Below are 22064 nucleotides of genomic sequence, written 5' to 3' on the forward strand. Positions count from 1 at the left end.
TCCGGGTTCGCGCTTCGCGCGCCCCGGAATGACGTCCTCTGGGTTACCTGCCCGGTCCCTGAATATACACCTTCCAAACGATTGCAGGGCCCGCCTGGCCGTGGAAGAAGCGCTGCGTGGTCATGACCAGGGGCTCGGCCTGGGGTGCCTCCTTGGCCATCCAGGCCTCGCAGGCCGCGATCCGGTTGTCGGTGGTGTCGCAGATGCCGATGAACCCCTCGCGCTCGAGGTCTTCCAGCGTGCTCAGGCCGGAACTCCAGGTCTCCTCCGCCGTGTAGGGCACGGTGAACGGCCGCGGGTGGTCCGGGCTGTAGAAGGTCATCGGCGTGTTCATCTCGGAAAAGCCGGCCACCAGCGGCCACGGCGTCCCGAATCGGGCGTGCCAGGCCTTGGTCAGCTCCCGCGCCAGCTCCGAGCGGGCGCCGTAGCCGGTGGCGCCGTTCGGATTGGCAGCCATCTCGCGCCGGGCAATCCAGGGCGAGGCGATCAGCGTGAGCAGGGACAGCACCAGCCAGACGGCGGCCAGCCGCGGCAGCATGACCGATCGCAGCCGCAGCGCGGGAATCGCGACCAGCGCCAGCGGCACCAGGAAGAACAGCGAGATGCCCCAATCGGTCTTCATGTAGATCGTGAAAGCGAGGCCGCCGAGCGGCGGCCCGACGGCAACGATCGCCTGCACCAGCCAGACATTGATCGCCTGGCTCACATTCACGCCGGGATTGGGACCGCCGCGCCAGTTGCGGAAGGCGAAGCGCGGCGGCCAGGCCATCACCAGCGCCGCCAGCGCCAACGGCAAAGCCAGCAGCGCCAGATTGTGGCCGACATAGCCGAGCACGAGCTCGGCGGCCCGGCCGCGGTCCGACAGCGTATAGACATCCCCGGCATAGGTGATGGCGACGAAATCGACCCGCCACAGCCACACCAGATGCGGGATCATCGCCACCAGCATGGCGACGATCGCGACCCACGGCGCGGGCGACGCCAGGAAGCGCAGCCGTTCCGGGTGCAGCAGCGCGGCAAGGCCGATGGCGCCGATCATGGTCAGCACCCAATATTTGGTCATCAGCGCCGCCGCGCCGGCGAGGCCGAGCCACAGGCCGGAGGCGGCGCTGCGCTTTTCGAACGCGTTGAGATAGGCCAGCACCAGCAGCGGCAGGGTCAGCAGCTGCACCAGGTCGGCGTTGTACTTGAAGCCCTTGAAATTGAAGATCGGGTACAGCGCGACCATCACCATGACGAAGAAGGCGCGGCGGCGGTCGACCACCTTGAGGCTGGCGAGCCAGACGATGACGAGGCCGCTGCCGTTCACGGCCATCGCCAGCGCATAGGTCGCCCAGTCCTTGACCGGAAACACCGCGAACCACAGCCCGGCGATCCAGCCCGACAGTGGCGGATGCTTGCCGTAACCGAACAGGAAGCGGCTGCCCCAGGCATAGGCCTCGGCAACGTCCATGTGGACGTCCTGCGCCGCCTTCAGATTGGTCAGGATCGCGGTCCACAGCACGGCATGGACGACCACGAAGGCGATGACCACCCAGGCCGACGTTGCAGGCGCCGTGGCGCGCGCCACCAGCCAGGCGGAGATTCGCCGCGGTCCGAGACGGCCGCGCATGCGCGCCGCGAGAGGCGGAAGAGAGGTACTCGACATCCGCCCTCGGTAGCCTGTTTTCGGGCCACGGGGAATCAGCTTGGCGTGAAGAAAGGCCCTGGAAATTCAGCAATATGGTTGCTGGTTGGGGGCTCGGGATGCTATCTGCGCGACCCATGACGACCGTCCCCATTCCCAACATCCGCAACTTCTCCATCGTCGCCCATATCGACCATGGAAAGTCCACGCTCGCCGACCGCCTGATCCAGATGACGGGCGGCCTGTCGGACCGCGAGATGGCGGGCAAGGAACAGGTGCTCGATTCGATGGATATCGAGCGCGAGCGCGGCATCACCATCAAGGCGCAGACCGTGCGCCTGCAGTACCGCGCCAAGGACGGCAAGGACTACATCTTCAACCTGATGGACACGCCCGGCCACGTCGACTTCGCCTACGAGGTGTCGCGGTCGCTCGCCGCCTGCGAAGGCTCGCTGCTGGTGGTCGACGCCAGCCAGGGCGTCGAGGCGCAGACGCTCGCCAATGTCTACCAGGCGCTCGACAACAACCACGAGATCGTTCCGGTCCTCAACAAGATCGACCTGCCGGCCGCCGAGCCCGAGAAGATCAAGCAGCAGATCGAGGACGTGATCGGCATCGACGCCTCCGACGCGGTGATGATCTCCGCCAAGACCGGCCTCGGCATTCCCGATGTGCTGGAGGCGATCGTCACCCGCCTGCCGCCGCCCAAGGGCGACCGCGAGGCGACCCTGAAGGCGCTCTTGGTCGACAGCTGGTACGACGTCTATCTCGGCGTCGTCGTTCTCGTGCGCATCGTCGACGGCGTCATGAAAAAGGGCCAGCGCGTCCGGATGATGGGCACCGGGGCCGCCTATGACGTCGAGCGCGTCGGCTTCTTCACGCCAAAGATGCAGCAGGTCGATGAGCTTGGGCCCGGCGAGATTGGCTTCATCACCGCCGCGATCAAGGAGGTGGCCGACACCCGTGTCGGCGACACCATCACCGACGACCGCAAGCCGGTCTCGGAGATGCTGCCGGGCTTCAAGCCGGCCATCCCGGTCGTATTCTGCGGCCTGTTCCCGGTCGACGCCGACGATTTCGAGACGCTTCGCGCAGCGATGGGCAAGCTACGGCTCAACGACGCCAGCTTCTCGTTCGAGATGGAGACATCCGCCGCGCTCGGCTTCGGCTTCCGCTGCGGCTTCCTTGGCCTGTTGCACCTCGAGATCATCCAGGAGCGGCTGTCGCGCGAGTTCGATCTCAACCTGATCGCGACCGCGCCCTCCGTCATCTACAAGATGAAGCTGACCGACGGCGAGGAGATCGAGATCCACAACCCCGTGGACATGCCCGACGTGGTCAAGATCGCCGAGATCCAGGAGCCCTGGATCGAGGCCACGATCCTGACCCCGGACGAATATCTCGGCAGCGTGCTGAAGCTGTGCCAGGACCGCCGCGGCAATCAGAAGGAGCTCACCTACGTGGGCGCCCGTGCGATGGTCAAATACGACCTGCCGCTGAACGAGGTCGTGTTCGACTTCTACGACCGGCTGAAATCGGTCTCCAAGGGCTACGCCTCGTTCGACTATCATTTGACCGACTACAAGCCGGCCGACCTCGTCAAGATGCAGATCCTCGTCAACAACGAGCCGGTCGATGCGCTGTCGATGCTGGTGCACCGGACCCGCGCCGAAGGCCGGGGACGCGCCATGGTCGAGAAGATGAAGGACCTGATCCCGCCGCACATGTTCCAGATCCCGATCCAGGCGGCGATCGGCGGCAAGGTGATCGCGCGCGAGACCGTGCGCGCGCTGCGCAAGGACGTCACCGCCAAGTGCTACGGCGGCGACATCACCCGCAAAAGAAAGCTTCTGGAGAAGCAGAAGGAAGGCAAGAAGAAGATGCGGCAGTTCGGCAAGGTCGACATCCCGCAGGAAGCCTTCATCGCCGCGCTCAAGGTGGATAGCTGAGGCGCGGGTCCGCCCCCTGTCCTGGTTTCATCAGCACCATAGGCTGAAGAAAAACCGGATTCCAAAGCGGAACCAGCGCTCCCGTGCAACTACGGTATCTGTTCCTTAATGGTATTCTGGGACCCTTGCTGCAAAGCAAGGAATGCCCCGAATGTCCCGTCTCCGGTCGATCTCCGCCCGCCTGATCATCGCGCTGTCGCTCACCGTCGCCATCGCCTGTGCCGTGCTCGGCACCTTCTCCGTCATCCAGCAGCGCGCGCTGACCCGGCTGGCGCTGGAGCAGCAGCTCAAGCTGCAGTTCGACAGCGTGTCGGCCGGCATCGACTATGAAGGCCGCGCCGCGCTGGCGGTCAGCTCCACCCTGGCGGCGCTGCCGCCGATCGCCGACGCCTACCTCAAGGGTGACCGCGACGCGCTCGGCGCCCTGCTCGGCGGCGCCATGACGTCGCTGAAGGCGCAAGGCATCCCGCTGGTGAACGTGTGGGCGCCGCCAGCCACCAATTTCTATCGCGTGCATGAGCCGAAGGTGTTCGGCGACGACACCTCGAAGCGCCGCATCACGGTGGTGCAGGCCAACCAGACCGGCCGCCTGATCGCCGGCGTCGAGCAGAGCCGGCTGTCGCTCGGCATCTTCGGCATGACCCCGATCGTGCGCGACGGCAAGGTGATCGCGACCGTGGACGTCGGTGCCGCCTTCGGCAAGGAATTCGTCGAGCGCGCCAAGCAGCGCTTCGGCATCGATCTCGCCGTCTACTGGATCAACGACGGCCAGCCGAAGCGGCTGTCCTCGACGTTCGGCGACGAGACCGTCGCCACCCCGGACGAGGTGCTCGCAGTGTTCAAGGGCACGGCGCTGCTGCGCGATGCCACCCTGGCCGGCAAGCCCGCGGCCGTCTATGCCGGCCAGATCAGGAACTACGCCGGCGACCCGATCGCCGTGCTCGAGCTGATCAAGGACACCACGGCTTACGAGGCCGCCGCCGCCAGCGCGCAGCAGCAGCTGATCATCGGCACGGTCGTGATCCTGCTGCTCGCCGTCATCGTCGCGCTGTTCGTCGCCCGCGGCATCTCGCGTCCGCTGGTCGCGATCACTGCCGTCATGCACCGGCTGTCGAGCGGCGACACCGAGGTCGCGATCCCCGGCGGCCAGCGCAAGGATGAGCTCGGCACGATGGCGCAGGCGGTCGACGTGTTCCGCCGCAACATGATCGAGACGGCCAGCCTGCGCGAGTCGCAGGAGGCGACGCAACACCGCGCCGAGCAGGAGAAGCAGGCGCTACAGCGACAGATGGCCGACCGGTTCGAGGCCGACGTCAAGGGCGTGGTGTCCTCGGTCGCCAAGGCGACGGCGGACATGGAGCGCGTCGTCCACGAGATCACGATCAGCGTCAACGGCACCTCGCAACGCACGGCGGCCGCCGCGGCGGCGTCCGAGGAAGCCTCGAGCGGCGTATCGACCGTCGCCGCGGCCTCGGAGGAGCTCGCCTCCTCGGTGACCGAGATCGGCCGCCAGGTCGCGCATTCCAGCAAGGTGGCCGATGCCGCGGTCGTCAAGGCGCGGCAGACCACCGCGATGGTCGAGAGCCTCGCCGCCGCCGCCGAGCGGATCGGCGACGTGCTGCGCCTGATCGACGCGATCGCGAGCCAGACCAACCTGCTCGCGCTCAACGCCACCATCGAGGCGGCGCGCGCCGGCGAGGCGGGCCGCGGCTTCGCGGTCGTCGCTGCCGAGGTCAAGGAGCTGGCGGGCCAGACCGCCAAGGCGACCGAGGAGATCGCCGGCCAGGTCACCTCGATCCAGGCCGCGACGTCCGACTGCGTCACCGCCATCGGTGGCATCAGCGGCACGATCCAGGAGATCAGCGGCATTGCCGCGACCATCGCCGCCGCCGTCGAGCAGCAGAGCTCGGCGACGCGCGAGATCGCGCGCAGCGTCCAGCAGGCGGCGTCCGGCACCAACGAGGTGTCGCAGAACGTCGTCGGCGCCAGCGACGCCGCCGAGCAGTCACGCCAGCTCGCCGATCACGTCATGGTCGCCACGCGCGACCTCGGCAAGCGTGCGAACGACCTGTTCAAGAGCGTCGACACCTTCCTCGCGGGCTTGCGCAAGGCGGCGTAGTGATAGTTGCCGACGCTGCGCCTCCGAAAACCGGTGTCGTCCCGGCCCCTTGAGCCGGGATCCATAGCCACCGGCTGGCGTGAGGCAGACAACTGCCAGCCCCCGTCCCTCGATAGTTCCCGCGGTATGGATCCCGGCGTTCGCCGGGACGAGACGGAGGATGGCGTAAGAACCGGGTGCTCAAGTTCGATCGCCGGTCGTGAGCGCAAAGCCCTCGTCCAGCCAGCCGGTGATGCCGCCGATCATCATCTTCACGGGAAGCCCGAGCCGCGCAAGCCGGATCGCGGCGCGGTTGGCGCCGTTGCAGTGCGGGCCGGCGCAGTAGACCACGAACAGCCTGTCCTTCGCGTACTCGGCCATCCGCTCCGCGGTCATGGTCCGGTGCGGGATATTGATGGCGCCGGCGATATGCCCCCTGGCAAACGAGGCCGGGCCCCTGACATCCACCAGGATGAAGTCCGGAGCTGTTGCATGCAGACTCTCGTGCACGTCCCAGCAATCGGTCTCGAATGAGAGCATCGCCTCGAAATGGGCGAGCGCCTGGGCTGACGGGGCTGCGGGCACCTCGGTGACATGGGTCGTCATCGTCTCTCTCCTGCGACGTTGCGCGAGCTCCAATCTCGCGCGCTGCGCCGGGCGACCCAAGTGACGGATCGGACAAAGTCCGGTAAGTTTCCGCCAATGCCGTCAGCCGCAGCCAGCAGCCCTCCGCACGATCCCGGCCTCGTCGCCGTCATCGCCTATGACGGGCTGTGCACGTTCGAGTTCGGCATCGCGGTCGAAGTCTTCGGGCTGCCACGACCGGAGTTCGATTTCCCGTGGTACCGGTTCAAGGTGGTTTCGGCCGAGGGACGAAGGTCACGCGCCATCGGCGGCATCGTGGTGGAGGCCGGCGCGCCGCTTGTGCGCCTGAAGGATGCCAGCACGATCATCGTGCCGGGGTGGCGCGATCGCAATGAGCGGCCGCCGGAGCGCCTGCTGCGCGCCATCGCGCAGGCGGCGGCGCGCGGGGCGCGGTGCCTGTCGATCTGCTCGGGCGTGTTCGTTCTGGCGGCGGCAGGGCTGCTCGACGGCAGGCGCGCCACCACGCATTGGCGGCACATCCCCGACCTCAAGCGGCTCTATCCGAATATTCGCGTCGAGGAGGACACGCTCTACGTCGACGAGGGCAATGTCGTCACCTCGGCCGGCAGTGCGGCGGGCATCGACGCCTGCCTGCATCTGGTCCGGCGTGACTTCGGCAGCAAGGTTGCGAACAGCGTTGCCCGGCGCCTGGTGATGCCGCCGCACCGGGACGGCGGGCAGGCGCAGTACGTCGTCGCACCGGTCCAGATCCGCCCGGGACGGACGATCGGCGACGTCATGGATTGGGCACGCGCGCGACTGGCGCAGCCGATCGCGATCAGCGCGATGGCCAAACGCGCCGGAATGAGCGAGCGGACCTTGCTGCGGTCGTTCAGGGACAGCACGGGCGCGAGCCCTGCGGCCTGGCTGCAGCAGGAGCGCATGACGCGGGCGCGAGAGCTGCTGGAGAATGCGACGCTCTCCCTGGCGGACATCTCCGCGCAGTGCGGCTACCGGTCGCTCGAAACCTTTCGCGTCGCTTTCCGGCGCATCGTCGGAACATCACCCGCGGCTTATCGGCGGCGCTTCGAGGCGCGTCCAACAGCGGCGGGCGTCGCGCGCTCAAGCCACCAGCGCGTTGCCGGGTGAGGCGCCGTCCATGGCATCCCGCTGCGCCTGCAACAGCCGGACGATGTCGGCATCGGGCCGGGGCCGGCTGAACAGATAGCCCTGCCCTTCATGGCAGCCCTCGGCGCGCAGACAGCGCAGCTCCGCCTCCGTCTCGACACCCTCGGCCGTGATCGTCACGCCGAGCCCCTTGCCGAGGCTGACGATCGAGCGGACGATCGCCTGCGCCTCGCGATTGGCGGCGAGACCGCGGATGAAGGACTGATCGACCTTGATCTTGTCGAACGGAAAGCTGCGCAGATAGCTCAGGCTGGAATAGCCGGTGCCGAAATCGTCCATCGAAATGCGGACGCCCAGCGCGCGCAACGCATGCAGGGTGGCCAGCACCTGGCCGCTCTTCTCCAGCACCAGCGTCTCGGTGATCTCGAGCTCGAGCCGGCTCGCCGGCAGGCCCGACTGCTTGAGCACGTCCATCACCAGCGACAGCACGTTGCCGACGCGGAACTGCAGCGGCGACATGTTCACGGCGACACGGACGTCGTCCGGCCATTTCGCCGCGTCGTTGCAGGCCTGGCGCAACATCGCGCGGCCGAGCGCCGAGATCAGGCCGGTCTCCTCGGCGACCGGGATGAACTCCGACGGCGGGATCATGCCGCGCTCGGGATGCGGCCAGCGCGCCAGCGCCTCGAAGCCGGTGATGCGTCCGGTCGAGAGGTCGATCAGGGGCTGATAATGCGGCTGTAGCACGTCGCGCTGGATGGCGTCGCGCAGCTCGGATTCGATCTTGCGCCGGCTCTGCGCCCGCGCATCCATGCCGGGTTCGAAATAGCTGAAGGTGCCGCGCGTCTCGTTCTTGGCGCGCGACAGCGCCATGTCGGCATTCTTGAGCAGCTTCTCGGCGTCGTCGCCGTCGTTCGGCGCCATGGCGATCCCGATCGTGGCGCCGATCGTCACCGAGCTGCCGTCGATGAGATAGGGATCGGCGATCGCCTCCAGCAGCCGGCGGCAGAGCTGGGCCGCATCCTCCGGCCGCGCCTGCCCGCCCTGCACCACCGCGAACTCGTCGGAGTTCAGCCGCGCGACGATGTCCTCCTGGCGCAGGACCGAGCGCAGCCGCTTGCCGACCCCGCGCAACAGCCGGTCGCCGACCGCGTGGCCGAGGGTGTCGTTGATCGACTTGAAACTATCGAGGCCGAGCACCAGCACGGCGATCTTCTCGGAGCCGCGCCGCATCTGGGCGAGCTTGTCATCGATCTTCTGGCGCAGCAGGTTGCGGCTCGGCAGGCCGGTCAGCGCGTCGTGCTGGGCCAGGAAGGCGAGCCGCGCCTCGGCGCGCTTGCGCTCGGTGATGTCCATCAGCGCCAGCAGCACCGCGGGCTGGGCGTTGTGGACGAGATGGCGTGAATAGATCGCGAGATCGATCAGGGCGCCATCGGCGCGGACATGCTTCCAGGTGCGCGCCGCCTGCTCCTCGCTGGACTGCTCGCCGGCCCAGGGCGGCTCGCTGTCATAGGCCTGCAGGCTGCGGATGCTGAGCCGCTCGAAGGCGCTACGACTATAGCCGTAATGCTGGGCCGCCGCTTCGTTGACGCCGAGCACGCGCCCGTCATCGGTCGCGCAGACGATCATCGGCACTGGATTGCCGTCGAACAGCAGGCGGAACGACTCCTCGCGCTGCTTCAATTCGGTAATGTCGACGCGCAGGCCAACGATGCCGCCATCGCCGGTCAGACGCTCCTCGATCAGGATGGTGCGGCCGTCCGACAGCTTCTGCTCGTGGCGGCCGCTCGGATGAAACAGCTTTTCGAGCCGTTCGGCGATCCACGCCTCCTCGCGGCCGGCGGCTTCCGGATAGTCGCCGCGGGCGACGCCGATCCGGATCGTGTCCTGCAGCCGGGCGCCGGATTCGAACAGGTCCGAGCTGCGGTTGTAGATTTCGGCGTATTTCTTGTTCCAGAGGATGTAACGGCCGTCGGCGTCGAGGAACACGATCCCCTCGGGAAGAAGGTCGATCGCTTCGATCAGCCGATCATGCGCCTTCTTCGCCTCCGCCATCGCCATTTCGGCGCACTTGCTCCCATCGCCAGGGCCAAGCTTGCGCAGGTTGTGCCGCCGCAATTTGGGGCTTGGCTTGACCGGGTGAACTGCATCGCGGGCGCTTGGCACGCGATTGCGCTTTTTTGCCGTGGGTGGCCGAACGGGCCGCATCGCGTGCCTCACTCTCCTTCTCAAAAGGCAGTTTTCAGCCACGTTTCTGAAAAAATGGTATCTTGATGCAGAACACGACAGCCATTGGTTACGGGAATAGGGAGATGCACTCGCGTATTTGGAGAGTTGAGCCTTGCGCCGAGGATCAACCAAGGGCTGCGGTACAACCAGCGATATGTGACGTCGGTTGCCACCGGCCAGAAAAGACCCGCATACCGTGCAGTGGCCTTGCGCTTATTGTTCATTTACCGAACGAACTCACGCAATTGAACCGAGTTCAGCCAGTTCCGCCAATCCGGCAGCAGGGTTAGAGCCAGGTTAAAATAGCTTGAATGACCTGCTGTTGACGTAGAATTGGGCAACTCGGCCGGTCGGCAAACGCTACACTGGCTTCATGCATGTCCGCCTGATTCTGGTCGCCATCATCAGTTCGGCCGTCATTGCCGCGGCGACCCCGGCCCATGCCCAGGACAAGGGCAGCGTCGAGCCAAAGGCCCTGCCGCCATTGGCGCATCCGGACGATCCGAATACGCCGGCCAAGGAGCTGTTCGCTCGCAGGATCCTGCCGTCGGCGCAACCGACCAAGGTGATTGGAACCTACAATCGCGGCTGCATCGCCGGCGCCGAGCGAATGCCGATCAATGGCGAGGGCTGGCAGGTGATGCGGCTGTCGCGCAACCGCAATTTCGGCCATCCCAACCTGATCGCGCTGCTGAAGCGGCTGGCGACCCGCGCGCACAAGGATGCTGGCTGGCCCGGCATCCTGGTCGGCGATATCGGCCAGCCGCGCGGCGGTCCGGCGCTGAGCGGCCATGCCAGCCATCAGATCGGGCTCGACGCCGACATCTGGCTGACGCCGATGCCCGACCACAGGCTGTCGCGCAACGAGCGCGAGGAGATGTCGGCGGTCATGATGGTTCGGCCCGATCGCCTCGATGTCGATCCGCGCGTGTTCACGAAGGGCCACCTCGCCGTGATCCGGGCCGCCGCCCAGGAGCCGTCGGTGCAGCGCATCTTCGTCAACGCCGCGATCAAGAAGGCGCTGTGCCGGGACGCCAGGGGCGACCGCAGCTGGCTCACCAAGGTGCGGCCGTGGTGGGGCCACGACTATCACTTCCACATCCGCATGGTGTGCCCGCCGGGCAACCCGGACTGCCACGGCCAGACCAACCAGGAGGGCGGCGATGGCTGCGGCGACCTCGACTATTGGTTCTCGGACGCGGTGCTGCATCCGCTGCCGCCGAAAGAGCCACCCAAGCCGCCGCAACCGATTACGATGGCGCAACTGCCGCCTGGCTGCCGAGCGGTGCTGCATGCGCCGGACGCCAAGAATTGATTCAGCGACGGCTGACGCGGCGCAGGAATCGCAGTAAGGCTGAATCGCAGTAAGGCTGGATTGCTTTAGGATGACATCGTTCGCGCCGTGAGCGCGACGATCGAAGGGGATGACGGTCCCTCCACCTCCTGTTATCGCGGTATCGAAATGCCGCGCGCCGCTGCGCGGCGCAACAGTCGCGAGTCCGTCATGATCCTGATCCGTCCCGCCACGACTGCCTTCCTCCTCACGCTGGCCGCGAGCTCGGCTGCGGTTGCCGCCGAACCGAGCGGCTGCGACAAATTCAAATGGGACATCGCGCGCGAGCGTGCCGCTCTGACCGCGGCCAACCGCGAGAAGCTGGTATCGGGCGCCGAGATCGCCGCCATCCCGGCCACCGGTATGGTGCTGGAGCTGCGTCCGACGGCCGAGGCCAGGCTGGCGATGCCACCGGAACGCGCGCCCAAGGACGGCACCTTCGCCGGCCTCACGCGGATCACCGCAGCGCCCAAGGCCGGCGTGTACACGATCAGCCTGTCGGCCGCGGCCTGGATCGACGTCGTGCAGGACGGCAAGATCCTCAAACCCGCCGGCTTCAGCGGCGCCACCGATTGCGACGGCATCCGCAAGACCCTGAAGTACGAGCTGGGACCGCATCCCCTGGTGTTGCAGGTCAGCGGCGCGCCGGACAATGCGATTTCGATCGCGGTCCTGCCCGCGGCAGAGTGACGCTCACACTCCCGCAACCGACGACCAGACTTCGGCCAGTCTGCGCTTCATCCGCTCTTTGCGCGTCAGCACCGGCACCTCTTCTTCGTCCTCCGGCAGGCGCAGGCCGACCACGTTGACGCGGCCGCCGGAGATCGAGCGGGCGACCAGCACGATGGTGTCGAGCGCCACGGTCGCGCCTTCCTTCGGCGCGTTGTCGAGGTGGATGTCGAAATAGTCGGCCAGCGTCAGCTTGTCCTCGCCCTCGCCGAGCTTGACGCCATAGATGCCGGCGACCTCGTCGAGCGTATGCTCGGCCGAGACCATGAAGTCGCCGAGCAGATGCGGGTCGGGCGCCGCCGACGGCGGCATGTCGACGAAGAAGCGGTCGAGCGACTCGGCCTTTTCCGGCGGCGCCAGCAGATAGAGGTAGTCACCCGGCGCGATCGGCTCGGCCTCGGGCGGCGACAGGATCTGCTGGTTGCGGATCACCAGGGTCGGCTTCGACCAGGACGGGATCAGGCCGCGGCGGAAGTACAGGCTCTTGGAGCGGATCGAATAGCCGACCAATTGCTGCTCGAGCTGGCCGGGCAGATCGAGCTCGATGCGGCGCGGGCCGCGATCGGTGCGCGGCAGCGCCACGTGCAGCTTGCGCGCGGCAATGCCGAGCGTCCAGCCCTGCGCCAGCAGCGAGATGATCACCACCACGAACGCGACGTCGAAATAAAGATAGGCGTTGGACAGGCCGACCAGCAGCGGGATCGAGGCCAGGAAGATCGCGACCGCGCCGCGCAGGCCGGTCCAGGCGATGAACGCCTTCTCCCGCCAGTTGAACCGGAACGGATAGAGGCAGAGAAACACCGCGACGGGTCGCGCCACCAGCATCAGCATCAGCGCGACGGCAATCGCCGGCAGCAGGCTGTCGAGCAGCCGCTGCGGCGACACCAGCAGCCCGAGCAGCACGAACATCACGATCTGGGCAAGCCAGGTCGCGGCATCGAGGAAGGTGACGACAGAGTTGTGCGCCCGCGTCGGCCGGTTGCCGACGATCAGGCCGGCGAGATAGACCGCGAGGAAGCCGGAGCCGTGCGCGATCTGCGCCATGCCGAAGATGACCAGCGCAGCGGTGGTCACGAACGGCGCGTGCAGGCCCTGCGGCAGCGAGACCCGGTTGAGGCCGATGACGACGAGGCGGCCGCCGACGATGCCGAACAGCGTGCCGAGCACGGCCTCGCGGACCAGCTCGAACACGAAATGTCCGATACTGCCGTGACCGACCGAGATCAGCTCGACCAGCATCAGGGTGAGGAACACGGCGAACGGATCGTTGCTGCCGGACTCCGCCTCCAGCGTGGCGCCGACGCGCGGGCGCAGCCGCAGGCCCTGGGCGTGGACCAGCAGGAACACGGCCGCCGCATCCGTTGAGGCGATGACGGCGCCGACCAGCGTCGCCTCGGTCCAGCCGAGGTCGAGGGCATATTTCGCCACCGGTGCGGTGATGAAGGCGGTCATCAGCACGCCGACGGTCGCAAGCACCATCGAGGGCGCCAGCACGGTGCGGATGCTCTGGAAACGCGTGCGCAGGCCGCCGTCGAACAGGATCAGCGCCAGCGCGACGGATCCCACCAGATAGGTGGTACGAACGTCCTGAAACTCGATATGACCAGGGCCGGAATCGCCCGCCAGCATGCCGATCACCAGGAACACCAGCAGCAGCGGTGCGCCAAAGCGCAGCGCCAGCAGGCTCGACAGGATGCCGGCCATGACGAGGACCGCACCGAGGAGGATTGCAATGCTGACGGCGTCGAGGGATGTCATGAAAAAACGTTGATGAATCCGAGTTTTACATCCTTATCGTCGCCACACTTGCACGCCAACCGGATTTGCTCTTATCGCGGCGATATGCCCATTTTTCCATCCTTGCCCGCGTTCGGGGTATATTTCGCGGCAATCGCCCGTGACGAAAACGAACTAAATCCCGCTGATCCGGCCAACCCGCGCCCCTGTTCCCCTCCGAGACCCCGCTGATGGACCTCGACCTGAAAGACGTTCTCGAATTCCTGCAGACCGTTGGCCGCTCGATCGGCGCCGAGGTCACTTCGCCGTGGTTCTATCTTCAGCTCGGGCTGGTGCTGAGCGGCGCCGGCATCGCCTTTGCCGCCAGCGCTGCCGTGCGCGCTCGCATCGACATGACCTCGCTGGCGATGGGCTGGCCGGGCCCGCTGCGGCAGCTGCTGCGGGTGCTGCTGGAGAGCGTCACCACGGTCGTGTTCGTGATCCTGATGCGGATCGCCCGCACCGGCATGTTGCTGTGGACCTGGCCGAGCCGCAGCTACCTGCTCGCCGTCGCGCTCAAGCTGGCGCTGGCCTGGCTGGTGATCCGGCTGATCACTTCGGTGATCCGCAGCACCTTCATCGTGCAGATCGTGTCGATCTCGGCCTGGCTGGTCGCGGCGCTCAGCATCATCGGCCAGCTCGACAATGTGGTCGACGCGCTCGATTCCATCTCGGTCGTGCTCGGCGGCCTCAGGTTGACGCCGCTGCTGGTGATCAAGCTCGGCGTGCTGCTGCTCGCGGTGCTGTGGCTGACCAACGTCGCCAGCAATTTCGTCGAGAGCCGTATCACGCGTTCGACCGACCTGACACCGTCGATCCAGGTGCTCCTGATCAAGATGGTCCGCATGGGCCTGATGATCCTCGGCGTTGCGATTGCGATCAGTGCGGTCGGCATCAACCTGTCGGCGCTCGCGATCTTCTCCGGCGCCGCCGGTGTCGGTATCGGCCTCGGCCTGCAGCGCATCGTCGCCAATTTCGTCGCGGGCATCATCCTGCTGGCTGACAAATCGGTGAAGCCGGGCGATCTCGTCACCATCGGCGACAGCTCGGGGCGCATCAGCGCGATGAACACGCGCTACATCTCTGTCGCCGCCGGCGACGGCCGCGAGTTCCTGATCCCGAACGAGGATCTTGTCACCCAGAAGGTGACCAACTGGACCTACACCGACAAGAACACGCTGGTGAAGGTCAATTTCGGCACCAACTACGACGCCGATCCCCGCGTCGTCTGCAAACTCGCCACCGAGATCGCGGCCGAGACGCCGCGCACCTTGAAATCGAAGGCGCCGAACTGCCTGCTGACCGAGTTCACCGAGGCCGGCATGAAGTTCTCGCTGACCACATGGATCGCCGATCCCAGCTACATGGACAGCGTCAAGAGCGAGGTGATGCTGGCGCTGTGGGAGGCCTTCAAGCGCGAGGGCATCAGGGTGCCGTATCCGGTGCGAGAGCTTCGCGTTCGCGGCGGCGCGCTGCCGGTCGAGACCACGCTCGAGGTGCCGACCGGCTAGGGCGGCAGATTCAACCGTACAGACCCGGCTTGCACCGGGCGGCACGATCATTAAATTAGACGATCACCCCGCGACATGTTCGAGAACGAAACAGGCCCATGAACTATATCGAAGCGACCGACGCCGCTGCGCGCAAGAACGGCCAGATCAAGCTGCACGGCCCGAGCGGCTTTGCCGGCATGCGCAAGGCCGGCGCGCTGGTGTCGAAGTGCCTCGATGCGCTCACCGACATCGTCAAGCCGGGCGTGCCGACCTCGCGAATCGACGATTTCGTCCGTGACTTCGCCTTCAGCCATGGCGCCTATCCGGCGACGCTGATGTATCGGGGCTATCGCTACTCGACCTGCACGTCGATCAACCACGTGGTCTGCCACGGCATGCCGAACGACCGGCCGCTGAAGGAAGGCGACATCATCAATGTCGACGTCACCTTCATCGTCGACGGCTGGTACGGCGATTCGAGCCGCATGTATGCGATCGGGCCGATCGCGCGCAAGGCCGAGCGGCTGATCGAGGTGACCTACGAATCGATGATGCGCGGCATCGCCGCGGTGAAGCCCGGCGCCACCACCGGCGATATCGGCCATGCGATCCAGAGCTTCGTCGAGCCGCAGGGCATGAGCGTGGTGCGCGACTTCTGCGGCCACGGCCTCGGCCGGCTGTTCCACGACGAGCCGAACATCATCCATGTCGGCCGTCCCGGCGAGGGCGTGCTGCTCAAGCCCGGCATGTTCTTCACCATCGAGCCGATGATCAATCTCGGCAAGCCGCATGTGAAGATCCTGTCCGACGGCTGGACCGCCGTCACGCGCGACCGCTCGCTGTCGGCACAGTTCGAGCACTCGGTCGGCGTCACCAATGACGGCGTCGAGATATTCACGCTCTCGGAGCGCCATGGCGAGAAGCCGCTGACGCAGGTGTGAGCGGGCTGCCTGGCCCAATGGTCACCGGGCGTCCGATTGTTGCCATGCCGGGCTGATCGACTGCCGCTTCCATCGCATGCGACCGCGGGAGGCTGCTCTGACCAACGCAACACGCCGTGGCGTTCTCGGCCTGCTCTCGGCGGGCGCAGCGCTGCTGACGCCGCCGGCCCGCGCAGCGTCGGAGACGGCTCCCGCGTCGGCGAATGCCGACGAGGCCTGCTTCCTGACGCCGCAGTCGGAATCCGGTCCCTATTATCTCGATCCCAAGCTGGTGCGTGCCGAGATCGCCGAGGACCGGCCGGGCGTGCCGCTCAGGCTGCGCCTTCGCGTCATCGAGGCCGGCACCTGCGCGCCGGTACCAGGCGCGCGCGTCGACATCTGGCACTGCGACGCCCGCGGGATCTATTCGGGCTATCCCGGCCAGAGCGACACCCACAAGCTCGACCAGAGCGGCAAGACGTATCTGCGCGGCACCCAGATGGCCGATGCCGCCGGCTGGGCCGGCTTCAGGACGATTTATCCCGGCTGGTATGCCGGCCGCGCCACCCACATCCACTTCAGGGTGTTTGTCGACGAGACCACGGTGCTGACCGGACAGACGTTCTTTCCCGAGGCGCTGAACGAGTTCATCTACACCAACGTGCCCGACTATACCGGACGGCCAAAGCAGAGGCTCGTCATCAATGCCAATGACCGCGTCGCGACCGAAGCCGATCCCGAACACCGCGCGCATTGCGCGGTGAAGGAGGAGCGCGACCATTATCTCGCGACCCTGACGCTCGCCGTGAGCCGCAACCCGGCCGCCGCGGTCGAGATGCCCACCGGAAAGCTGCCGCCGGCGCCATGGATCAAGGACCGGCTCGCGGCGCTGGTGCCCGGGCTCAAGCGCAGCCCGTTCTGATCATTTCGGCTCGGTGAACTGATAGGCCAAAGCGGCGAGCGGCAGCGCCGTGCCGAGCGCGGCGGCGGCTGTCCAGCCGCCATAGGCGTATGCCCAGGCACCGAGACCGGAGCCGGCGGCGCCGGCGACGAAGAAGGTGGTCATATAGAGCCCGTTCAGCCGGCTGCGCTGGCCGGCGCCGAGCACGAACAGCACGCGATAGCCGAGGATCAGGCTGAGCTGCGCGCCGCAGTCGATCGCGATGGCGGCGATCACCAAAGTCGCCAGCGACCAATGGGTTCCGAGCGGTGCCGCCAATGTCAGCGCGAAGCCGAGCGCGCACATCAGCATCGAGGCGATCGTCGCCGGCCGGGTCCAGCCGCGGTCGGCGATGCGGCCCGCGACCGGCGCCATGATCGCGCCGGCGACGCCGGCCAGCGCGAACAGTGCGATGCCGGTCTGCGACATCCGGAAATCGGGCCCGGCCAGCAGCAGCGGGGACGTGGTCCAGAACACGCTGAAGCCGCCGAACAGCGCGGCCTGGTACAGCGCGCGGCGGCGCAGTGCCGGCGTGCCGCGATAGAGCTCGACCATCGAGCCGAGCAGCTGGCCGTAGCTCAGCCGCGCCTGCGGCTCGCGCGGCGGCAGCGCGAGGCGCAGCACGACGGCCAGGATCAGCATGGCGAGCGCCGAGGCCGCATAGATGACGTGCCAGGAGGCATGCGCCGCGACGAAGCTCGCCAGCGGCCGCGCCAGCATGATGCCGAGCATCAGGCCGGTGGTGACGTTGCCGACGGTGCGGCCGCGGATCGCCTCCGGCGCCATGTGGCCGGCATAGGGGATCAGGATCTGCACCGCGACCGAGCCGAAGCCGATCAGCAGCGCCGAGAGCAGGAACGTCGACGGGCTCGTCGCCAGCGCCGCACAGCCGAGCGCGGCCGCGCCGACGATGATGGTCGTGATGACGAGCTTGCGGTTCTCGATGAGGTCGCCGAGCGGCACCACGAACAACAGACCCGCGCCGTAGCCGATCTGGCTCATCGTCACCAGCAGTCCCGCGAGCTGCGGCCGCAGCCCGAGGTCGGCGCTGATCGGCCCGATCAGCGGCTGCGCGTAATAGATGTTGGCGACGATCAGCCCGCAGGAAAAGGCCAATAGCAGCGTGATCCAAGCCGACAGCGAGTCGCCGGAATCGGACGTGATGGTGGTCAACGTGGATCTCTCTCGGGGAGGAACGGCAGGCCATAGGGCCCGATGAGAACGGAGGCTGTCGATCTGCGATTTTGCATCGCAGCATTCAAGCCCGACATAGGTGCTGAGGTCCCCCGCTCCAATTCACGTCTGCGTGGGCGCTGCATCGAGCAAGTCCGCAATCAAAGGCGAGCGCGCTCGACGAGGCCCTGGCGACGTCGAGCCCGCGCCGGCTACTGCGCGCCGTGCGCCTCCGTCTCGGTCTCCGCGGTCCGCCGGCCGCCGATCAGCCGCGGCAGCAGCATCGGCACCTGCCGGCGATAGCGCTGGTAGGTGTCACCGAACTGGGCGACCAGATCGCGCTCCTCGAGCTGCAGCCCGACCAGGATGTAGGCCGTGCTGAGGGCGGCGAATAGCAGGTGGCCGACCGACATCTCCGGCGTGGCCCAGAAGGCGAGCAGGAAGCCCAGCATCAGCGGGTGGCGCACCAGCCGATACAGCAGCGGCGTTCTGAAAGGCTGCGCTGTCCCGGCGCTGCCGCGGAGGGCGAGCACGGCCTGGCGCAGGCCGAACAGGTCGAAATGATCGATCATGTAGGTCGAGGACAGCGCGATGATCCAGCCGAGCCAGTGGAGGCCGGTCAGCACGCCCGCGGCGGCACCCTCGACGTGCCAGACCGGATTCGGGATCGGACGCCATTGCCAGAACAGCAGCAGCAGGATCAGGCTGGACAGCAGCACATAGGTGCTGCGCTCGGCGGCCGCCGGAATGATGCGCGTCAATGCGCGCTTGAAGGCCGGCCGCGCCATCACGCTGTGCTGGATCGCGAACAGCGCGAGCAGTAGCACGTCGACGACGACGGCCTCGGTCACGGCGCTGGACACGCCGACGTCGATCGACTTGGCCGTGAGATAGTTGTAATTGCCGACGAAACCGACCGCCCATACGAACGACCCAAGAAAGACGGCATAGCTCGTGATGGCGTAGAGCATGATGAGGAGGCGTCCGGACATGAATGTTTCCTTGTTGCATCGAGGACGGCATGGCCGTGATCGAGACGCCCGATCCTGGGATCGGTCACGTCTCGTGCGAGCCTGAGCCCTTACCAATCGACCGTCCCCCGAGCGTCCCCTGGACGCAGCCATGCAGGTCGCATCCCGATGGTTCAGTTCCGCGTCCGGACATTTGGCTTCCCCGAGCTGCATCGCGACGGTCAGCCATGCCCGCTGGCGCTGCGCAAGGGCCTCGCCCTGCTGGTCTATCTGGCGGAAGCCAAAGGCCCCGTCGCGCGGGACGTGCTGGCGACGATGCTCTGGCCCGAGAGTTCGGAAGAGGTGGCGCGCGCAAGGCTGCGCCGCCTGCTGCACCGGCTCCAGCTCACGCTCGGCGACGGCTGCCTCACCATCGATCGCGCGACGGTTCGATGGGCCGCCGCGGTCGAGCTGGAGGTCGACTCGGGGTTGTTCGAAACGGCCTGCGACCGCGGCGAATTCGAGCTGGCCTGCCGCCTCTATTCCGGCGACTTCCTGGACGGCTTCACGCCCGGCGACTGTCCGCAGTTCGAGGAATGGGCGTTCTTCCGGCGTGAAGCCCTGCGCGGCCGGGCAGTCCAGGCGCTGGAGCGCGTGGTGCAGGACCGAAGCGCGGCCGGTGATCATGGCGCCGCCACGGTCCATGCCGCACGCCTCGTCGCGTTCGATCCGCTCAGCGAGGTCTATGGCCGCGCCCTGATCCGCAGCCTGCTGCTGGCCGGCGACCGCGCCGCCGCCGAGCGCCATCTCGGCGCCCTGACACAGCGGCTGCGCGACGAGCTCGGCGTGCCCCCCGAGGCGGAGACGCTGGCGCTGCTGGCGCAGGGCGTCGCGGCCCACGGCGAAAGCGCGCCGCCGACGCGCTATGTCCTCGGCGACGGCGTTCATCTCGCCTATCAGACCTACGGCGCCGGTCCGCTGGACATTCTGCTGCTGCCCGGCTTCGTCTCGCATGTCGAACGGATCTGGGAGGAGCCGCGCTGCCGGGCCTTGCTGTCCGCGCTCGCCAGAATCGGCCGTCTGATCCTGTTCGACCGCCGCGGCATCGGGCTCTCCGACCGGGTCGGTTTCAGCCCGAGCGTCGAGGCGACCGCGCGCGACATCGCGACCGTGCTCGACGCCGCCGGCAGCCGGCGCACGGTGCTGCTCGGCGCCTCCGAAGGCGGACCGGCCTGCATCACCTTCGCGGCCGACCATCCCGAACGTGTCGCCGGGCTGATCCTGTTCGCCTCGCTCGCCAAGGGCAGCGCTGCGGCCGACTATCCGCATGCGCTGCAGGCCGGCCAGTACGGCATCTGGCTGCGGCAGCTCGTGGCCGGATGGGGCGGACCGGCCGGCATCGAGACGTTCGCGCCGAGCCTGGCCGGCGATCCCCAGGCGCGCGCCTGGTGGGCCGGACTGCTTCGCGCAGCATCCAGCCCCGGCGCCATCAAGGGCCTGCTCGAAGCCTTCAGCGATATGGACGTGCGCCACCTGCTCGCACGGATATCCGCACCGACCCTGGTGCTGCACCGTCGCCACGATCGCGCAGTGGTCGTCGGGGCCGGGCGGCATCTCGCCGGCCAGATCCGCCACGCACGTTTCGTCGAGCTCGACGGCGCCGACCATTGGATGTTCGCCGGCGACCAGAGGCCCGTCCTCGCCAGCATCGAAGCCTTCCTCCGCGGTCTGCCATTGTAAGCAGGATCGCCGGACTGGCAAAATGGACGTCGTCCGGTGCCCCAGGAGGACTCGATCGCGATGGCCGAGGATGCAGCATTCCATCGCGAGCAGACCCAGGTCGCCGCCGGCATGGCCGCAGCCGCGCTGATCGCGATCGCGGCCATCGGCGTCGCGCTGTGGCGAGGCGACGGCCCTGCGGAGCCCGCCGCAGAGCGCCTCGCCATCGCGCTGCGGCTCGATCTGTTCGTGATCGTCTGGCTGCTCGCCGCGATCGGCAATGTCGCCCGGCTGCGCTTCTTCTCGGCCCAGGACATCGCCGGCAGCGCGACCACGGTCGCGAGCGATGCGGTCCGCAGGGGAAATGCGATCCTGCAGAACACGCTGGAGCAGGCCGCGCTCGCGGTCACGGTGCATCTCGGCCTGGCGGCGACGCTGCCTCATCCCGCGCCGCTGCTGCTCACGCTCGTGATCCTGTTCGGCCTCGGGCGGCTGCTGTTCTGGCTCGGCTATGCCTGGGGCGCGGCGGGCCGCGCCTTCGGCTTTGCGCTCACCTTCTATCCCACAGCGTTTTCGCTCATCGTCGGCCTCGCCGTCGTGCTGACGGGACGCGCGGCCTAGCAAGGCGCGCCCCATGGCGCGCGAGCACTTCGAGGTTGCAAAAATGCGGCATCACGGCATGCTGACGCCGATGCCCGAGAAAGCCCCTCCTCCCAACGATACGCCGCCGGACACGCCGCACTATCACGGCCACCGGCAGCGGCTGCGCGAGCGCTTTCACAGCGCCGGCCCCGACGCGCTCAACGACTACGAGCTGCTGGAGATGGTGCTGTTCGCCGCGCTGCCGCGGCGCGACGTCAAGCCGCTGGCGAAGGCGCTGCTGAAGACGTTCGGATCGTTCGCCGAGGTGATCCACGCGCCGGAGCCGCGGCTGCGCGAGATCGACGGCGTCGGCGACGCCTCGATCACCCAGCTCAAGCTGATCGCCGCCGCCGCGCACCGCATCGCCAGGGGCGAGGTGCGGCAGAAGCACGCGCTGGCGTCCTGGCAGGACGTCATCACCTATTGCCGCACCAGCATGGCGTTCGCCGACAAGGAGCAGTTCAGGCTGTTGTTTCTCGACAAGCGCAATCAGCTGATCGCCGACGAGGTGCAGCAGACCGGCACCGTCGATCATACGCCGGTCTATCCACGCGAGGTGATCAAGCGGGCGCTCGAATTGTCGGCCACCGCGATCATCCTGGTGCACAACCATCCCTCGGGCGATCCGACGCCGTCACAGGCCGACATCCGGATGACCAAGACGATCGTGGAGATCGCCAAGCCGCTGGGAATCACGGTTCACGACCACATCATCGTCGGCAAGAACGGCCACACCAGCCTGAAGAGCATCGGGGTGATGTGAAGGCTACGCG

The 22064-nt window shown here is 67.2% G+C and carries 17 protein-coding genes; 11 read left to right on the top strand and 6 right to left on the bottom strand.

All coding sequences use genetic code 11. The features are described from left to right. Positions 1-43 precede the first annotated feature (43 nt). The gene (locus ACQR1D_RS26720) at positions 44-1648 is read right to left on the bottom strand and encodes a glycosyltransferase family 39 protein (protein WP_434838474.1); all 1605 of its coding nucleotides are present in this window, start codon (positions 1646-1648) and stop codon (positions 44-46) included. Between the two features lie 116 nt (positions 1649-1764). Between ACQR1D_RS26720 and lepA the strand changes: the two genes are divergently transcribed. Further along, the gene (gene lepA / locus ACQR1D_RS26725; RefSeq protein ID WP_434838473.1) at positions 1765-3576 is read left to right on the top strand and encodes a translation elongation factor 4; all 1812 of its coding nucleotides are present in this window, start codon (positions 1765-1767) and stop codon (positions 3574-3576) included. A gap of 151 nt (positions 3577-3727) precedes the next feature. Then, positions 3728-5695, top strand: a complete 1968-nt coding sequence (locus ACQR1D_RS26730) for a methyl-accepting chemotaxis protein (protein WP_434838472.1) — start codon at positions 3728-3730, stop codon at positions 5693-5695. Positions 5696-5875: 180 nt separating this feature from the next. Here the strand turns inward: ACQR1D_RS26730 and ACQR1D_RS26735 are convergent, their stop codons facing one another. Beyond that, positions 5876-6280, bottom strand: a complete 405-nt coding sequence (locus tag ACQR1D_RS26735; protein WP_434838471.1) for a rhodanese-like domain-containing protein — start codon at positions 6278-6280, stop codon at positions 5876-5878. A 96-nt stretch (positions 6281-6376) separates the two neighbouring features. On the opposite strand from ACQR1D_RS26735, the gene ftrA reads away from it, so the two are divergent. Continuing rightward, entirely contained in the window at positions 6377-7408 is a 1032-nt protein-coding gene (gene ftrA, locus ACQR1D_RS26740) for a transcriptional regulator FtrA (protein WP_434838470.1), read from the top strand. Here the strand turns inward: ftrA and ACQR1D_RS26745 are convergent. Then, the gene (locus ACQR1D_RS26745; protein ID WP_434838469.1) at positions 7382-9595 is read right to left on the bottom strand and encodes a putative bifunctional diguanylate cyclase/phosphodiesterase; all 2214 of its coding nucleotides are present in this window, start codon (positions 9593-9595) and stop codon (positions 7382-7384) included. The genes ftrA and ACQR1D_RS26745 overlap by 27 nt on opposite strands. A gap of 394 nt (positions 9596-9989) precedes the next feature. Here ACQR1D_RS26745 and mepA point away from each other — a divergent pair, with 394 nt between their 5' ends. Then, the gene (gene mepA / locus ACQR1D_RS26750; RefSeq protein ID WP_316216777.1) at positions 9990-10931 is read left to right on the top strand and encodes a penicillin-insensitive murein endopeptidase; all 942 of its coding nucleotides are present in this window, start codon (positions 9990-9992) and stop codon (positions 10929-10931) included. Positions 10932-11120: 189 nt separating this feature from the next. Further along, on the top strand, positions 11121-11639 hold the full coding sequence (locus ACQR1D_RS26755; protein WP_316239334.1) for a hypothetical protein: 519 nt from the start codon (positions 11121-11123) through the stop codon (positions 11637-11639). 3 nt (positions 11640-11642) lie between these two features. Here the strand turns inward: ACQR1D_RS26755 and ACQR1D_RS26760 are convergent, their stop codons facing one another. Next, positions 11643-13436: a potassium/proton antiporter gene (locus ACQR1D_RS26760; RefSeq protein WP_316183128.1), complete on the bottom strand. Its 1794-nt coding sequence runs from the start codon at positions 13434-13436 to the stop codon at positions 11643-11645. Positions 13437-13645: 209 nt separating this feature from the next. Between ACQR1D_RS26760 and ACQR1D_RS26765 the strand changes: the two genes are divergently transcribed. The 3 genes from ACQR1D_RS26765 to ACQR1D_RS26775 all read left to right on the top strand — a co-directional run bounded on the left by ACQR1D_RS26765 (position 13646) and on the right by ACQR1D_RS26775 (position 16789). Further along, a complete protein-coding gene (locus ACQR1D_RS26765) occupies positions 13646-14965 on the top strand; it encodes a mechanosensitive ion channel family protein (RefSeq protein ID WP_315800514.1) in 1320 nt (439 codons plus the stop codon). Between the two features lie 98 nt (positions 14966-15063). Next, positions 15064-15888, top strand: coding sequence for a type I methionyl aminopeptidase (gene map / locus ACQR1D_RS26770; protein ID WP_315800515.1), 825 nt, complete (start codon positions 15064-15066; stop codon positions 15886-15888). Between the two features lie 97 nt (positions 15889-15985). After that, entirely contained in the window at positions 15986-16789 is an 804-nt protein-coding gene (locus ACQR1D_RS26775) for an intradiol ring-cleavage dioxygenase (protein WP_316239356.1), read from the top strand. On the opposite strand, the gene ACQR1D_RS26780 is transcribed toward ACQR1D_RS26775, so the two are convergent. After that, positions 16790-17980 (bottom strand): MFS transporter, encoded by a 1191-nt coding sequence (locus ACQR1D_RS26780; protein WP_434838468.1) that lies wholly within the window; start codon positions 17978-17980, stop codon positions 16790-16792. 212 nt (positions 17981-18192) lie between these two features. Further along, a complete protein-coding gene (gene mddA, locus ACQR1D_RS26785; protein ID WP_316183131.1) occupies positions 18193-18972 on the bottom strand; it encodes a methanethiol S-methyltransferase in 780 nt (259 codons plus the stop codon). 147 nt (positions 18973-19119) lie between these two features. On the opposite strand from mddA, the gene ACQR1D_RS26790 reads away from it, so the two are divergent. The 3 genes from ACQR1D_RS26790 (at position 19120) to radC (ending at position 22054) form a co-directional block, all read left to right on the top strand. After that, positions 19120-20670, top strand: a complete 1551-nt coding sequence (locus ACQR1D_RS26790; protein ID WP_315800518.1) for an alpha/beta fold hydrolase — start codon at positions 19120-19122, stop codon at positions 20668-20670. A 36-nt stretch (positions 20671-20706) separates the two neighbouring features. Continuing rightward, the gene (locus ACQR1D_RS26795) at positions 20707-21270 is read left to right on the top strand and encodes an MAPEG family protein (protein WP_434838467.1); all 564 of its coding nucleotides are present in this window, start codon (positions 20707-20709) and stop codon (positions 21268-21270) included. A gap of 70 nt (positions 21271-21340) precedes the next feature. Beyond that, a complete protein-coding gene (gene radC / locus ACQR1D_RS26800; protein ID WP_434838667.1) occupies positions 21341-22054 on the top strand; it encodes a RadC family protein in 714 nt (237 codons plus the stop codon). Positions 22055-22064: the final 10 nt, after the last annotated feature.

The sequence above is a fragment of the Bradyrhizobium sp. HKCCYLRH2047 genome (assembly GCF_051168175.1).
In the GTDB taxonomy this organism is placed as follows: domain Bacteria; phylum Pseudomonadota; class Alphaproteobacteria; order Rhizobiales; family Xanthobacteraceae; genus Bradyrhizobium.